Source organism: Mangrovibacterium sp. (assembly GCF_059905295.1).
Window position 1 is genome coordinate 1 of sequence record NZ_JBZQJF010000027.1, and the last position, 16,108, is coordinate 16,108.

The window sequence follows — 16,108 nt, forward strand, 5'->3', positions numbered from 1 at the left end:
ATCGATCGCAGCCTTACTGCAAATGCTGGTTCACCTGCGTTATTTTCTTCACCTCGATACCTCGGAGAAGCAGCGCTGGAACGTGGCATTCATTGCCTTTACAGCAGTGCTGGTCTTCATTTTTGTAGGCGGCACCATTTGGGTAATGATTACACTGAACTCGCGGATGATGTAAATATCGTGAAATAGTATAGTTAATGCTCAAAGAGCAATGTTGAGGGCTCACGGAAATAGCTATTCCGCTCCTTCGACATTGCTCTTTTTTATTTCAGAAAGCATTTTCCAGCTCTTATTTTTATCCGGTTGACCCACCCCGGCCTTCCTGTCGATGCTTCTCCGGGAGATAGGGATCCGATCTTTCCTTTGCTCACCTCAATGCTATAATTGCAATTCAAATGGGTTTGAAGAGAACCTGACAACTCCCGATAACCATAACAACGGGATGTTCAGGAATTCTCCATTCTCCTCCCTTCCTTTTGCATAAAGCCACAGGTCCTTTTGGGGCTTTTATAAGCAGTTGATAACTAAAATATAGGGATGTGTTGAATTTTTAATAGGTATTAAAAATGGAACTGATAGGTGTAAAATATACAATCTGACCTTATCTTTTCCTTCAACCCTACGCATGAAAGTTGCCAGAGCTGCTGAAGTATTTCTTTGATGAAGGGTATTGCCGGTTGCTTTTTCAGTTTGAAATGATGGATTTAATGCTTGGCGAAGCGTGAACCCGTAAAGAGAAGATAGGCCAGCATCGTACAAGCAGCCATAATGGTTCCCATGGGGATTAAATCGCCGGTGTGGAATACTGCCAGCAGGGAGCCCACGGCGCCGCTGAAGGCAAAGCGAATCACTCCGATTACCGCATTGGCCGAACCCGAGATCTCAGGAAATTGATTAAGCACGAGAGCAACCGTATTGGAGAAGATTAACCCAAGGCTCCCGATAAAGCTAATCATCAAGGTGAAGACAAGCCACAAACTGGGCTCTTCAACCCGAACAGCAAACCACAACAACAGGCCCGATACAAGTTGAATCAGTAACCCGACATGCAGGATTTTAGCTGGCTCAATCGTTTTTACCAGCTTGAAATTGAGGAAGGTGAGCAGAACATTCATCACGACATTGGCTCCAAAGTAGATTGGGAACAGGGCGACATCAACCTTAAAGAATTCGATATACAGGAAGGAAGAGCCTGTGAGGAAGACAAACATCCCCGATACTGCAAAACTGTTCGCCAGTACCAATCCGACTGCCTTTGGTGAGCTGAAAATTTTCCGGTACGAACCTATTAATTGTTTGGCCGTTAGTTTGCGGGTAATATGATGTGAGTGTCGCGACTCGGGCATGAACAGGATAAACAGCACAAAGGTAAGCATGGCTACTGAGGACATGAAAATGAAAATAGATTTCCAGCCCAGGCTAAGGAGTAAAAATGATCCGATAACCGGTGCAACTAAGGGGGCCAGCATCATAATCATACTAATCAACGATGAAATCCGAGCCACATCTTTTCCTTCAAACCAATCGCGTACAAAGGCCATATTGACAACCGATGCACCGCCGCCTCCAATTGCCTGTATCAAACGGAGCACCCATAAGACATGAACGTCGGTGGTGAAGATGGCCAGGAAACTGCTGACTGAGAATAAAAGAACTCCGATGAGTGCTACCGTTTTCCGCCCGAACGAATCGGACAGCGGTCCTCCGAAAAACTGCCCAATGGCTACCCCGATAAAATAAACAGTGAGCGATACCTCCACCAGATTAATGGGAACACCGAAAAATTCTGACATGCTTGGTAAGGCTGGGATATACGTGTCAGTGGCAAATGGCGAAAGGGATGTTAGCAAGGCTAGCAGGAATGTAATTTGTGCAATAAAAAAGCGGTTATCCCGCGAAATCAATAGTCTTCTCGTCATAAGCAAAATGGGTTTACACGCAAAAATAGCAATAAGAATCAGTGGCACATTGGTTTAAACGATGCTTTAACGGAATAATGATATCTAAAGCTTTTTGTTATTATTACAATAAAGGATTGTGAATTTTGCCTGTTTTTTCTCAAATTAGCCTGATCTAAATTCAATTATAAACCACAACAATTGTTAAAACTTTACTCCATGAGCAAAAGCTTGTATTTACTCCTTGCAGGGGCAGTTTGCCTGTTAATGGGATGTTCCTCTAAACACAAAGATCTCATGATTAGTCAGGAAATAAATAGTGGCTGGCAGTTTGCAGAAAGTGGCACCAACGAATGGCTGCCGGCAACGGTTCCTGGCTGCGTACATACCGATTTACTGGCTAATAATAAAATTGAAGATCCGTTTTATCGCTTGAATGAGCACAAACTTCAATGGATCGACAAGAAGGATTGGGCTTACAAAACAACACTGAAAGCCGATGCTGGCTTGTTGAAACACGATCGTGTTGCGCTCGATTTTAAAGGCTTGGATACTTATGCCGATATTCGAATCAATGGCGAGTTGGTGACTTCGACCGACAATATGTTTCGCGAGTATTTGGTTGATGTGAAACCATTCCTGAAAGAAGGCGATAACGAGTTGGAGATTACCTTTCGCTCGCCAATTATCGAAGGCTTGAAGAAATACGATGCTTATCCCTATGTGGTGCCGGCTTCGGGTAACGACCTGGCCGAGATTGGCGAAGTTGAAGGCGGTAAACGGGTGAGTGTTTTTACCCGTAAAGCCGGCTATCATTTTGGTTGGGACTGGGGTCCCCGTTTGGTTACCAGCGGTATTTGGCGCCCGGTCTTTCTGAAGGCTTGGAATGAAGCTCGCATTAACGATCTGCAAATTGTACAGCATCAGGTTGAAAAAGATAAAGCGACCTTCTCGGCGTTGGTTGAGGTTGATGCCCAGGAAGCAAAGAATGCGACGATAACAATCCTGGTTGATGGTGCTGAAGCTGCTTCTGCCGACTTTCAATTGGCACCAGGTTTCAGTTTGAATAAAATGGAGTTTGAAATTGCCAATCCCAAGCTTTGGTGGACCAACGGTCTGGGTGAACAACCGCTGTATAATATTACGGCCCGCCTGGACATTGACAAGCAAACGACTGAGTTGAGTCATCGCATCGGCATTCGTACGTTGGAGTTGGTTCGTGACAAAGATGATCGGGGAACTTCATTCTATTTTAAACTGAATGGGGTACCGGTATTTATGAAAGGCGCCAACTACATTCCGAACGATATTTTTCCGTCGCGTGTTAGTCATGAGATGTACCGGAATGTGGTCAATACAGCGAAAACTTCGAACATGAACATGCTGCGTGTTTGGGGTGGTGGTATTTATGAGAATGACGAATTCTATGATCTTTGCGATGAAGCCGGGATTCTGGTGTGGCAGGACTTCATGTTTGCCTGTGCCATGTTCCCCGGTGATCAAGAGTTTCTGGACAATGTAAAAGCTGAAGCTGAGGATAATGTAAAACGCTTGCGCAACCACCCGAGCCTGGGTATGTGGTGTGGCAACAACGAGATTTTGGCGGCTTGGTTTGGCTGGGGCTGGAAAAAGGAAGAGGAGGCTAAAAGTCAGGCGAATGCCGACAGCATCTTTGCGACCTACAAGAAGATCTTTCACAAAATATTGCCTGATGCCGTTAAGAAATACGATTCTCAACGTTTCTACTGGTCATCAAGTCCCTCATCCGGAACAGGGATTCCTGCAGATTTGAAGAACGGCGACGAACACTATTGGGGTGTTTGGTGGGGTAAGGAGCCTTTTACAACCTATGCAACACACATTGCCCGTTTTATGAGTGAATATGGTTTTCAGTCGTTCCCCGAGTTGAAAACTGTGAAGCAATATGCAACCCCTGAAGACTATGACATTCTTTCTGATGTGATGAAGTCGCATCAGCGCTCATCGATTGGTAATGAGACGATCGAGTATTACATGTTGCAGGATTACAAGAAGCCAAAGGATTTTGAGTCGTTCCTGTATGTGAACCAGGTTTTACAGGCCGAAGGTATTAAGTTTGCTCTGGAAGGACATCGTCGGGCAATGCCTTACTGCATGGGAAGTTTGTACTGGCAAATTAACGATTGCTGGCCGGTTGCTTCGTGGAGCTCTACCGACTATTACCAACGCTGGAAAGCACTTCAATACTATGTGAAGAAAGGATTTGCTCCGGTATTGGTTTCACCATATCGCGAAAATGGTCAATTTAAAGTAGCAGTGGTTAACGATGAGCTGCGCGACATTGAGGGCCAGCTGAAACTCAAAATGATCGACTTTGACGGGAATGTTATTTGGGAAGAATCGAAGCCTGTAACTGTTGGGCAGAACTCGTCGGTCGATTATTTCGAAACCGGCGAGCAAGAATTTCTGAAAGGGAAAGACAGCAGCAACCAGTTTTTAGTAGCTGAGTTGTTCGAAGGTGATGAATGTTTGTCGTCAAATGTGTTTTATTTCCGTCCGGTTAAAGATCTGAATCTGCCAAAACCAACGGTTGAGCATGTGGTTTCAGCAGACGATGATGGTTTCGATATCACCCTTAATTCAACTAAGCTGGCTAAAAACTTATATCTGACCATCGGTGATGAGGCTGGTTTCTTCTCGGATAATTATTTCGATTTATTACCGGGTGAGACGGTTACGGTTCATCTAAAAACCCAAATTTCAGCCGATAAATTGGCCGATGTATTGAAGATTGAAACCTTGGATGAAGCCTTTTAATACCGACTAAGATGTGAAATAAAAAAGCTGTGGTTTCGCGAAGATCACAGCTTTTTTATTGTAGAACCTTATGCAATTTGTATTGGTATAAGCCAACTCCGTCTTTCAGAGAAGATATTTCGAGGTCCTTGCCTATTAGTTGTAGGCTATATTCTCCCGACATAATCAGGTTCCAGTCGAAATTCGCAGTCCACAGATTTTCGTCCAGAAAATAAATTTTATCACCATCCAGATAATAACCACCGCTACCTCCGGCAGGCTTCTTATTTGCACTTGCACTGCAAGAGTATTCATTGTCGTGCAGCGATACCGTTACCGGACTTGAATAGACTGTTCCGTTACTGTACTCTACGGTGAAAGTACCGCTGTAGTATCCCTCAAGGGTACTATTGTCGATCTTGTCTTTATCGTTGCATGCCGATAGAGCTATAACAAACAGGAAGGCTAGTTTGATTAGTTGATGTGTTTTCATGGGGCCGTGCGTTTATTGTTAGATGCAGCCACCGTTATTTGGTTGCGTTAAGTTCTGAAAACTGAATAAAATTTACTAAGTCTAATTTCTTTTATAAAGGTACGGCCTTTGATTGTTGAAGTCAATAGGGAATGAAATAATCAGATAAATGTCAATGTTGAATTCGAAATAAATTACGACTCCTTAAGCTGCGAATGGATTAATAATGAAATTAAAACACTGGACTTCGCATACTGAGTTATTAATGATAATAGATTGTTTGTTAGTTCTGTAGTGACTTTGTGGTGTTTGATGTTCAGGATTGTCGGTATTCACTTGTGTAATCTGTTTGTTCTGAAATGTTAATAAGCTTTTTCCGAAGTTTTTGATCACGTATTTTAGGAAATAAGCTGCAGGTATATAAAGTAAAAGGCAAATGCAGCAAGGACAATGATTCCAATCCATGAAAAGATTTGCATAAAACGGCTGGGTTTAAACTCCGCAGGTACCTGAGATGATGTTACCGCTTTTAAGTTAAGTACAGCCAATACCGGGGCTGTTATAAATGACAGTGAAGTGGCGATATCAACCAGTAATTTCATCTGGTCAGCAAATACCGAAATAAGCATTCCTGTTCCGACGATCAGGACAAAAATCCAGAGATAACTAAATGCCTGCTTTGTCCGGTGCTTTAATGGCTTGTCACAAAGACTTTCAGTAATCGGAGTTAAGACACGGGGATATGCGTCGAGTACGGTTAAGGTTGTGCTAAACATGGTTGCTATGGCAGCTACCGCCAGAATGGGATACGACCAATCACCAATTGAACTGGTGTATAAAGCCATTAGCTGGTTTGCAAACAGAACACCACCATTGGCAAAACTTTCCCCTGAATGAAACATGACCATCGCTCCGAGGCTGAGGAAAGCCAGTGAAAGGATTGTAGTTCCGATGTAACCAATGTTGAAGTCGAGTAGTGTTTGTTTGAGGCTTGGCTTGTAGCCGGTTTCTTTTACCTTGGCTAAGGTCCATAGCGAGCTCCATACCGAAATATCAATGGCACTTGGCATCCAACCAACCAGAGCTATTAAAAAGGCAACATTACCCGATGAAAATTGAAATGGAACCTGGTTGTCAATTACTGTTTGCAGATCACTTTTCGTAAAGGCAGCAACTAGCGCGGTGAATGTTGCTATCGACAAAACGACGACCACAACTTTAATGAGCCGATCCAGGGTTTTGAAATGGCCAATGAGTACAATAACAGCACAAAGTAACAGAAGAAGGATTGTAACCTGTAAGTAGCTTAGTGGGATATTGATAACAGATTTTATGAGCCCGACCGTTACGGAAGTCACTGCTGCCTGGATGGTAAACATGGTTCCCAGGGTAAGCAACAAAAACAACACAACGACCCATTTCCCCATTCGGCCGTATCCGTCTATGAGGCTTTCTTCGGTTGCAATGGCATAGCGCGATCCGTACTGAAAGAATGGGTATTTCAGAATATTGGCTAAAATGACGACAATAACCAGTTGAAATCCGAAATCGGCACCGGCGCGAGTACTTTGTACCAGGTGAGATACACCGATAGCAGCCGCAGCCCATATAATTCCCGGGCCTAAAGCTTTCCAGAAGTTTTGTTTCATAAGGTGAATTTCTTTGCTTCGAGTTGCCTTGCAAAAATGGTCAAAAATTTGGCTAAGGAGTAATGTGTTTTTTCGAGAGGATCAATTTTCTAGTAAACTAACTATTCGGTTGTCGTGTTTTGCCTTTGCAAGATGCTTTGGTTTTGTTTCCCAACTTCGGCGGAGAAAACGCTTTCGTTCGTGATATACTTTGTACTTTTGATGCTTAATCAACTTAATAATGAGTTTAGCCAATATAAAAGTAATTGCCTTTGATGCCGATGACACGTTGTGGGAAAATGAGAACTTTTTCCGCGATGCGGAGAAGGAATTTTGCCGCATAATGGCTGATTTTGAAGAACCCGATAAAGCAATGAGCGAGTTGTTTCGGGTTGAAATGCAGAACATGGAGCTCTACGGCTATGGTATTAAAGCGTTTATTTTGTCGTTGGTTGAAACAGCATTGAGTATCTCGCAACGGCAAGTTCGGCCTGAACAGGTCGAAGCAATTATTGCCATAGGTAAAGAGATGCTGCAAAAGGATGTGATTTTGCTCGATGGCATTGTGGATTTGCTCGATAAACTGTATGGGAAATACCGGCTGGTGGTTGCTACGAAGGGCGATTTGCTCGACCAGGAACGAAAGCTTAAAAAGTCGGGACTGCTGAAATATTTTCATCACATTGAAATTATGACCCATAAAAAGCACGAAAATTACCAGGAGCTGCTCAAACACCTTGATATTTCTGCTGATCAGCTATTAATGGTTGGTAATTCGTTGAAATCGGATGTGCTACCTGTGATTGAATTAGGGGGCTATGGAGCTCATATTCCGTATTACACCACCTGGATTTTCGAGCAAATGAACCCGGAAGATATTAAAAGCGATCGTTTTTTTGAACTGAAACAAATTCATGATGTTCTGGAATTGTTCCGGTAAATGCGGGAGCTTGATTAGACAAATTTTTGAACTCGATACTCATAAAAATGGAATACCAGGGAAATATATTGAAGATGCGCGCTGAATTGGATGATCCGATTCGCTACTTTTTTCGCATTGGCGACGAGGAGATTGACATGAATGCCTTGCTGGGAAAACAAATCCGAATGCAGTTTGATGGGCAGATTAATTGTATTTCGTGTGGCAAGAAAACAAAAACATCTTTTGGACAGGGCTTTTGCTACTCATGCTTACAAACGGCTCCTGAAGCCAGCGAAACGGTTATGCGTCCTGAGCTATCGAAAGCTGAATTTGGAATTGCCCGTGATTTGGAATGGGCCCAAAAGCACGATTTGATTGACCATTTTGTTTATTTAGCCGTTTCAAGCGAGCTAAAAGTGGGAGTAACTCGTTATCACCAGGTTCCAACCCGATGGATCGATCAGGGAGCGTCGTATGCCATTCGTGTGCTAAAAACACCTAATCGGCATATTGCCGGAGTTAGTGAGGTTTTTCTGAAAAAGTACTTCACCGACAAAACCAATTGGCGGGATATGCTGAAGAATAATATCGCAGAGAACTTCAAACTGACTGAAGAGAAAGAAAACGTAATGCGCTTACTGCCGGTGGAGCTACAGCAATACCGGAGTGAAGAAGATGAAGTCATTAAGCTGAACTACCCGGTACTTGAGTATCCTACCAAAATAACGAGTCTCAGTTTTGATAAACAACCGGTTATTGACGGAATTTTGCAAGGTATAAAAGGCCAATATTTGCTGCTGGATGGCGGTCGGGTACTCAATATTCGCAAGCATAACGGTTATTTTCTGACGTTCACTTTCGGTTCGTAATAAAGGGCGTGTCTTTAATTTCGATTCGAAAGAATAAGTTTAAACTTTCCGTTAATTCATAAGTTCTTGTTTTAGAGTGCTTTTCTAAAACATTTAATTTTAAGGCGAATAAAGACTTTTGACCTTCCTTGTCAATTTTTTTTTTCGTTTATTTGATTGTTGATTAAGGGGGCGTATAATATTATAGTAACTATGGAAAATATTGATTGGAAAAATCTTGGTTTTGGTTATCGAAAAACTAATTTCAATATCCGTTGCTGGTTTAAAGATGGTCAATGGGGACCATTGGAAGTAAGCGATTCAGAATATCTAAATTTACATATGGGAGCCACCTGCTTGCATTACGGGCAGGAGATTTTTGAAGGCCTGAAGGCATTCATGGGTGAAGATGGGAAAGTGCGTGTTTTCCGAATGGAAGAAAACGCTCGTCGCATGCAGTCTTCTGCTGACGGTATTTTGATGGCAAAAGTTCCAACCGAGCTTTTTTGCGAAGCAGTAACATTAGCCGTTAAGGAAAATATTGAATTTGTTCCTCCGCATGGATCAGGAGCTTCACTGTATATTCGCCCTTTACTTATAGGAACAGGACCTGAGATTGGAGTAAAACCATCGAACGAATACTTGTTTATGATTTTCGTTATGCCGGTAGGACCGTATTTCCCGGAAGGATTTAAACCCACCGAATTGGTAATTTATCGTCAGTTCGACCGGGCTGCTCCGCTGGGAACAGGAAAATATAAAGTCGGTGGAAACTACGCTGCCAGCTTGGTTGCCGGTAAAAAAGCCAAAGAAGGACATTATTCAGCTGTGCTTTACCTGGATGCCAGGGAAAAGAAATACATCGACGAATGTGGACCTGCAAACTTCTTTGCCATTAAAGGAAATACTTATGTTACTCCTAAATCGGAATCAATTTTACCTTCGATTACGAACATGAGTTTGATGCAATTGGCTGAGGACTTGGGGTTGAAAGTTGAGCGGCGTCAAATTCCTGTTGAAGAGTTAGCTAGTTTTGAGGAAGTCGGTGCTTGCGGAACTGCTGCAGTTATTTCTCCTGTCAAACGTATTTACGATGAAGATTTGGACAAAGAATACCTGTATGGTTTTGATCCGGGGCCTTGGTTAACTAAGCTTTACCATAAACTACAGGATATTCAGTATGGTGATGAGCCCGACACACATGGTTGGATGACTGTTATTGAATAAAAGCGTATAAAGAAGATATGATCGGCCTCATCTGTTTGGATGGGGCTTTTTTGTGTCCATGACGAAGTTTCCTGAGTGTAATGGTTCTCTATGGGAGAGGAATAACTATTTTGTTGTTAATTGATTGTGTGATTAGGCTGTTTCCAAATTTTATCTGTAACTTGGTTAATATTAAGCTTATGGTGTTTAGATCAACCATTATTTGATAAACGGATAATTCACGAAATGAATAATGACTTTTCCTTCCTGTCAATATTATTATGAGCAATCTGAAGGTATTCTTTATAAAACGTATATTGGCCCGGTCAATTATGCGTACTTTGAATCGACCTGGAAAGAAGCCTTTACTAGTGGCATAGCTCACGAGGGTATTAAGCGTTATATTGTTGACTATACAGCTGCTCGATACGATATAAAAATTTCGGAATACATCAAAATCGCTGAATTTTACAAAGAGCATATAAAGTTTTTTCAGGGAGCTAGAATTGCCGTTATTGTTGCTAGCCCTCATGATATTGTCATCCCGATTTTGGTTGAAACCAAAGATGATGGGTATGCTTCGAAAGTATTTACGACGGTGGCTGCTGCCAAAAAATGGGCACTGAGGTAAGTTCTGCCAATAACTCATTTTAGACGAAAATTAGATTGATTAACACTAACAGGTTGAAAGCTTTTAGGTCTTGTTTACCATTTACTGATTAACTTCTGTTCCTTACCAGATTCCCTGAAATGTCTTCATCATATTTAAGGGACAAATCCAGGATGCTTGAGTTCCGTGATTACCTCGCAATGATAACTTCTCCGATATGTTTTGATTACAGGAAATGTAATGTCTACAAGGCTTTCCGTAATGGTTCTTCTGGAATGGATCTAAAAATCTGCTCAAAAACACTTGTTTTGTACAGCAGAAACAAGGAAATAAATGCTTGAATTATTCTAATTTACTGAGCGATTACTGATTTTAACTTTAATAATATGAAGACAAGACATCCAGATCGTGAAATCTTTCCTATTGAAATTTTTGCCGGTACTAATGTTCAAGCATCGCTTTTGAAAAGTCTGCTTGATGATGCCCGGATTTATTCGTTTGTGAAGAACCAATATGTGGGAACCCTTGCTCCTTGGTATACTGATCCCGGTGGTGCAGGCCCCGTGTCGGTGATGGTTGCCAATAAAGATGCAGACGAGGCTCGGTTGGTTGTTGAGAGTTTTGTTAAAAATATGGGGAGTAAAGAAGTTCATTAAGCCAATAATGGGTTAAGAATAATTCTTTTTTATTCCGATTCATTTTAACGTTTTCGACTCGGTGTTGTAACTTTGGACAAACCGAAATTTAAACCAGCTTGGTTGGACGAACCCTTCACTGAAAAGGGTGAGCTAACCAAGCTGATTTTTATATCTGGTGGCAATACAAATTCTAAAACATGAAAAAACTAGTTGTTTTGTCCGGGGCCGGAATGAGCCAGGAGAGTGGTTTGCGTACCTTTCGCGATATGGGTGGATTGTGGGAAGAATATGATGTGATGGACGTAGCCACACCTGAAGCATGGGAACGCAATCCGGAATTGGTGAATAGATTCTATAATGACCGACGGAAACAATTGAGCGATGCAAAACCAAACCAGGGACATCTGTTGGTGGCTGAATTGGAGAAGGATTTCGATGTTCACGTGATTACACAAAATGTTGACAATCTGCACGAACGGGCTGGTAGTTCCAAGGTACTTCACTTGCATGGCGAGTTGACAAAAGTGCGTAGCTCCGTGGATCCAAATTTAATATTTGAACTTGACGGTTGGGAGCTAAAACTGGGAGATAAGTGCCCCAAAGGAAGCCAGCTTCGTCCGCATATTGTTTGGTTTGGCGAGGCCGTGCCAGCTATGGACGTGGCGGCAGAAATTGCTGCTCAAGCTGATATTTTTGTTGTGATCGGAACTTCACTGAATGTTTACCCTGCAGCAGGTTTGGTTCATTATACGCCTTCGAGCTGCCCTATTTATGTCATTGATCCGGAACGCCCGCCAATATCGCTAAAAGACGTCACTTTCATTGAAGAAAAGGCTGGGTCCGGAATGGTGAAGTTGATGGATATTCTTTCCGGAAAGTAGGTTTAGGCGATTGCCAGCGTGAGAATACTTATGCGGGCATCGCACTTCGATTGAATTGCTGTGGCACAGGCTTCCAATGTTGCGCCTGTTGTCACAACATCGTCCACGATAATGATGTGTTTGCCGTTAAACATCTCGGGATCTTTGAGCTCGAAAATTCCTTCCACGTTTTGCCAACGCTCCCAACGCGATTTGCGTGTTTGGGTTGAGCTGTGCGTATTTCTGAACAAATTAGTTTCGTTAACGGGAATCCCGAGTGATTCGGATAAGCCCCGGGCAACCTGATAACTTTGGTTATACCCGCGTTTCCGTTCTTTTTTCGGATGTAGTGGAACGGGGCAGATCCAGTCGGCGGTGTTTATTTTTTCATCATTTTTCAGGATGGATCCGAACAGTCGTCCCATATAGTCACCCAGCTTTTTTTGTCCCCGGTATTTTAGCTCGTGTAGTATTAGCTGGTAGTTACTTCCTTTTTTGAATTCGAAGAACGCACACGCTCTTTCGATGGGCACCCGGCCAAAAAAAAGTTGCTCCATCACATTTTCCGATTTCTTCCAATGATGGGTTCTTGGCAGGTGAAGGAGGCATTTCAGGCAAATATATTCTTCTGTTTGTATGAGTTTGGTATTGCATACAATACAGGTTCGTGGAAAAATCAATTCCAAAAATTGTTGTGCGCTTTCTATCAATATTCTTTTCATGGTCGTCGAATTGCAAGTGATGTTCCTTCTATTGCTAAGTGGATATTAAGTTACGGAAAATACTTTGGATACGGTATCGAATCAGGGATTTCAACTTTTGTATTAAAAATATTGAATTAGAGAGTCTTGCGAATTTGAGGCGTTTTTTCAATTTCTTAAAGATGAGCTAATATTTACATCATGTAGTTTAACAATTGATTGATAGTCTGATAATTTAACCGTAAGACGATATTTGCTGATTGTCAGTACTTTTGATTTATCAACAAGTTGCTAAAGTATAGGTCATAATTTGAGCATGTTTTACAAATACAACTTTATCAAACTTGTTGATTAGAAAGAACGATACTGTGGTAAGCAGGTTGTTCGACATTTTCCCTTCATTTCCCTATCTGAAATTTCCTAAGGTTGCTTTCCCTGGCAACCTTTTTTTAATGTTTAACTGAATCGTTCTGTTTGATTAGCCGAAACTTTAGCTCATGTTAAATGCAAAGGCTAAAGCTTGTGCTCCGGCGGTGGTCATTAAAATTTTCCTATATTTGTGCAATTTTTAAAAATTAGGTCAAAATAGGATTCTGATGAGCGATAAATTCCGCGAATACAAGCAATTAGATCTCTCCCAAATCAACAAAGATGTATTGAAGAAATGGGAAGATGATGATACCTTTCATAAAAGTATATCAACAAGGGAGGGCAACCCGACTTTTGTTTTTTATGAAGGGCCTCCATCTGCTAACGGAATGCCGGGTATTCACCACGTGATGGCCCGCGCGATTAAGGATACTTTTTGCCGTTATAAAACCATGAAAGGTTTCCGTGTGCACCGCAAAGCCGGTTGGGATACACACGGATTACCTGTTGAGCTGAGTGTCGAAAAATCGTTGGGTATAACCAAAGAAGATATTGGCTCAAAAATTACCGTTGAAGAATATAATGCCGCCTGTCGTAGGGAGGTGATGAAATATACCCGCGAGTGGGAACAGCTAACTCGCCAGATGGGTTATTGGGTGAATATGGACGATCCGTATATCACTTACGATAACCGTTATATCGAGTCTGTTTGGTGGTTGTTGAAACAACTGTTTGATAAAGGCATGTTGTATAAAGGTTACACGATCCAACCATACTCTCCTGCTGCCGGAACCGGCTTGAGTTCACACGAGTTGAACCAGCCAGGTTGTTACCGCGATGTGAAAGATACGACAGCGGTTGCCCAGTTTTCGGTTATTCGTGATGAGAAATCGGAGTTTTTATATGAAGAGCTTGATTCACCTTTGTATTTCATGGCCTGGACGACTACTCCATGGACCTTACCTTCGAACACCGCACTTTGTGTTGGAGCAAAAATCACTTATGTGAAGGTGAAATCGTTCAATCCATACACGGGCGAACCGATGACTGTTGTGCTGGCAAAAGACTTGTTGGCCTCTCATTTCAACCCGAAAAATGCGGAGATCCCGTTTGAAGATTACAAACCGGGTGATAAAAAAATTCCTTACCAGGTTGTTGCAGAATACACCGGAGCGCAATTAGCTGGTGTAAATTACGAGCAATTAATTGATTGGGTGAAGCCTAATGGTGATGCTTTCCGCGTAATAACAGGTGACTTCGTAACTACAGAGGATGGTACAGGTATTGTACATATTGCACCTACTTTTGGGGCGGATGATGACCGCGTTGCTAAGCAAAACGGTATTGCTCCTTTGTTAGTTGACGATAAAGATGGGAAGAAACAGCCTCTGGTTGATCGAAAAGGTCGTTTCTTTTTGATTGACAATATGGATCCTTCCTTTGTTGCTTCAAATGTGAATGCCGAAAGCTATGCAGAGTGGAGCGGTCGATATGTGAAAAATGAATACGACGATTCGCTGGACGAGAGCTATTCTACTGTAGATGTGGATATTTCGGTGATGTTGAAAAAGGATAACAAGGCCTTCAAAGTTGAAAAACATGAACACAGTTATCCGCATTGTTGGCGTACCGATAAACCGGTATTGTACTATCCGTTGGATAGCTGGTTTATCCGTACAACAGCTGTTAAAGACAAGCTGATTGCGTTGAATAATACCATCAACTGGAAACCGCAATCGACTGGTACCGGACGTTTTGGTAACTGGTTGGAAAACCTGGTTGATTGGAACCTGAGCCGTTCACGCTTTTGGGGAACACCACTTCCAATTTGGAGAACAGAAGATGGTTTGCAAAGTAAATGCTTTGGTTCTGTTGAAGATTTGTTCGCCGAGATTGAAAAAGCAGTTGCTGCTGGGGTGATGGATAAAAATCCGTATGACGGTTTTGAGTCGGGAAATTATGATCCGGCAAACTACGATAAAATTGATTTGCACCGCCCATATGTTGACGATATTGTGCTGGTTGCTGATAATGGTGAAAAAATGTTCCGTGAGCCGGATTTGATTGATGTTTGGTTCGACTCAGGTGCGATGCCTTATGCACAAAACCATTATCCGTTTGAGAATAAAGAGAAATATCAACCGGTTGAGGGGCGTGGTGTGTTCCCGGCTGACTTTATTGCCGAAGGTGTTGACCAAACCCGTGGTTGGTTTTTTACCCTGCATGCTATTGCAACGATGATTGATGAGTCAGTTGCTTTCCGTAATATCATCTCGAATGGTTTGGTGCTCGACAAAAATGGGAACAAGATGTCGAAGCGCTTGGGAAATGCAGTTGACCCGTTTTCAACCATAGAAAAATATGGTTCGGACCCGTTGCGTTGGTACATGTTGACCAATTCGGCTCCTTGGGATAACCTGAAATTTGATGTTGCCGGAGTTGATGAAGTTCGTCGTAAATTTTTCGGAACACTTTATAATACTTATAACTTCTTTGCGCTTTATGCCAATATTGATGGTTTCTGCTTTAAAGAAGATGAAATTCCGGTATCCGAACGTCCTGAGTTGGATCGTTGGATTATTTCCTTGTTGAACTCGTTGGTGAAAGAGGTTGGTGAAAGCCTGGAATCCTACGAACCAACACGTGCCGGACGGGCAATTTCAGAATTTGTAAACGAAAACCTGAGTAACTGGTTTGTGCGTTTAAGCCGCAAACGTTATTGGGGTGGCGAATACGATAAAGACAAGCTTTCAGCATACCAAACGCTTTATACTTGTTTAGTAACTGTTGCTAAATTGTCGGCTCCTTTAGCGCCGTTCTATTCAGATCAACTCTATACCGATTTGAATAAAATGACCGGACTTGAGGATGACCAGAGTGTTCACCTGGCCGAATTCCCGACTGCGAATGAAGCCTTAATTGATCAGGATCTGGAGCAAAAGATGGCAATCGCTCAGCGTGGTTCATCTATGATTTTAGGTTTACGCCGGAAGGAAAAACTGAAAGTGCGTCAGCCGCTGGCAAAAATTATGGTGCCGGTGTTGAATGCCCATTTTAAAGAACAGTTTGAATCAGTTGAAAATATTATTCTTTCTGAAGTAAACGTGAAAGAGGTGGAGTACCTGACTGACACGGCTGGAATAATCAAGAAGAAAATTAAACCAAACTTCAAAACCTTAGG

The 16,108-nt window shown here is 42.3% G+C and carries 13 protein-coding genes; 9 read left to right on the plus strand and 4 right to left on the minus strand.

The genetic code is table 11. The features are described 5' to 3' along the window. Positions 1 to 16: 16 nt before the first annotated feature. Positions 17 to 175, plus strand: coding sequence for a cytochrome o ubiquinol oxidase subunit IV (locus tag AC37HE_RS01645; protein ID WP_500781041.1), 159 nt, complete (start codon positions 17 to 19; stop codon positions 173 to 175). Between the two features lie 529 nt (positions 176 to 704). On the opposite strand, the gene AC37HE_RS01650 is transcribed toward AC37HE_RS01645, so the two are convergent. Next, entirely contained in the window at positions 705 to 1,919 is a 1,215-nt protein-coding gene (locus AC37HE_RS01650) for a Bcr/CflA family multidrug efflux MFS transporter (protein ID WP_500781029.1), read from the minus strand. Between the two features lie 198 nt (positions 1,920 to 2,117). Between AC37HE_RS01650 and AC37HE_RS01655 the strand changes: the two genes are divergently transcribed. Further along, positions 2,118 to 4,694, plus strand: coding sequence for a glycoside hydrolase family 2 protein (locus AC37HE_RS01655; RefSeq protein ID WP_500781030.1), 2,577 nt, complete (start codon positions 2,118 to 2,120; stop codon positions 4,692 to 4,694). 55 nt (positions 4,695 to 4,749) lie between these two features. Here the strand turns inward: AC37HE_RS01655 and AC37HE_RS01660 are convergent, their stop codons facing one another. Together AC37HE_RS01660 and AC37HE_RS01665 are read right to left on the minus strand one after the other, a co-directional pair. Beyond that, positions 4,750 to 5,166 (minus strand): hypothetical protein, encoded by a 417-nt coding sequence (locus tag AC37HE_RS01660; protein WP_500781031.1) that lies wholly within the window; start codon positions 5,164 to 5,166, stop codon positions 4,750 to 4,752. 377 nt (positions 5,167 to 5,543) lie between these two features. Then, positions 5,544 to 6,794, minus strand: coding sequence for an Nramp family divalent metal transporter (locus tag AC37HE_RS01665; RefSeq protein WP_500781032.1), 1,251 nt, complete (start codon positions 6,792 to 6,794; stop codon positions 5,544 to 5,546). 220 nt (positions 6,795 to 7,014) lie between these two features. Here AC37HE_RS01665 and AC37HE_RS01670 point away from each other — a divergent pair, with 220 nt between their 5' ends. The 6 genes from AC37HE_RS01670 to AC37HE_RS01695 all read left to right on the plus strand — a co-directional run bounded on the left by AC37HE_RS01670 (position 7,015) and on the right by AC37HE_RS01695 (position 11,878). Further along, positions 7,015 to 7,713 (plus strand): HAD family hydrolase, encoded by a 699-nt coding sequence (locus AC37HE_RS01670; protein ID WP_500781033.1) that lies wholly within the window; start codon positions 7,015 to 7,017, stop codon positions 7,711 to 7,713. A 47-nt stretch (positions 7,714 to 7,760) separates the two neighbouring features. After that, positions 7,761 to 8,564 carry a DUF2797 domain-containing protein gene (locus AC37HE_RS01675; protein WP_500781034.1) on the plus strand — a complete coding sequence of 268 codons (804 nt, stop codon included), beginning with the start codon at positions 7,761 to 7,763 and terminating at the stop codon, positions 8,562 to 8,564. A gap of 192 nt (positions 8,565 to 8,756) precedes the next feature. Continuing rightward, positions 8,757 to 9,770, plus strand: coding sequence for a branched-chain amino acid aminotransferase (locus AC37HE_RS01680; RefSeq protein ID WP_500781035.1), 1,014 nt, complete (start codon positions 8,757 to 8,759; stop codon positions 9,768 to 9,770). Between the two features lie 232 nt (positions 9,771 to 10,002). Beyond that, on the plus strand, positions 10,003 to 10,380 hold the full coding sequence (locus AC37HE_RS01685) for a hypothetical protein (protein WP_500781036.1): 378 nt from the start codon (positions 10,003 to 10,005) through the stop codon (positions 10,378 to 10,380). A gap of 365 nt (positions 10,381 to 10,745) precedes the next feature. Further along, entirely contained in the window at positions 10,746 to 11,015 is a 270-nt protein-coding gene (locus AC37HE_RS01690; RefSeq protein WP_500781037.1) for a putative signal transducing protein, read from the plus strand. 179 nt (positions 11,016 to 11,194) lie between these two features. Then, positions 11,195 to 11,878 (plus strand): SIR2 family NAD-dependent protein deacylase, encoded by a 684-nt coding sequence (locus AC37HE_RS01695; protein WP_500781038.1) that lies wholly within the window; start codon positions 11,195 to 11,197, stop codon positions 11,876 to 11,878. Positions 11,879 to 11,880: 2 nt separating this feature from the next. Here the strand turns inward: AC37HE_RS01695 and AC37HE_RS01700 are convergent, their stop codons facing one another. Then, complete coding sequence (locus tag AC37HE_RS01700) at positions 11,881 to 12,579, minus strand: ComF family protein (RefSeq protein ID WP_500781039.1); 699 nt, start codon at positions 12,577 to 12,579, stop codon at positions 11,881 to 11,883. 575 nt (positions 12,580 to 13,154) lie between these two features. On the opposite strand from AC37HE_RS01700, the gene ileS reads away from it, so the two are divergent. Continuing rightward, positions 13,155 to 16,108: isoleucine--tRNA ligase (ileS, locus tag AC37HE_RS01705; RefSeq protein ID WP_500781040.1), on the plus strand; the 2,954-nt coding region annotated here is incomplete at its 3' end.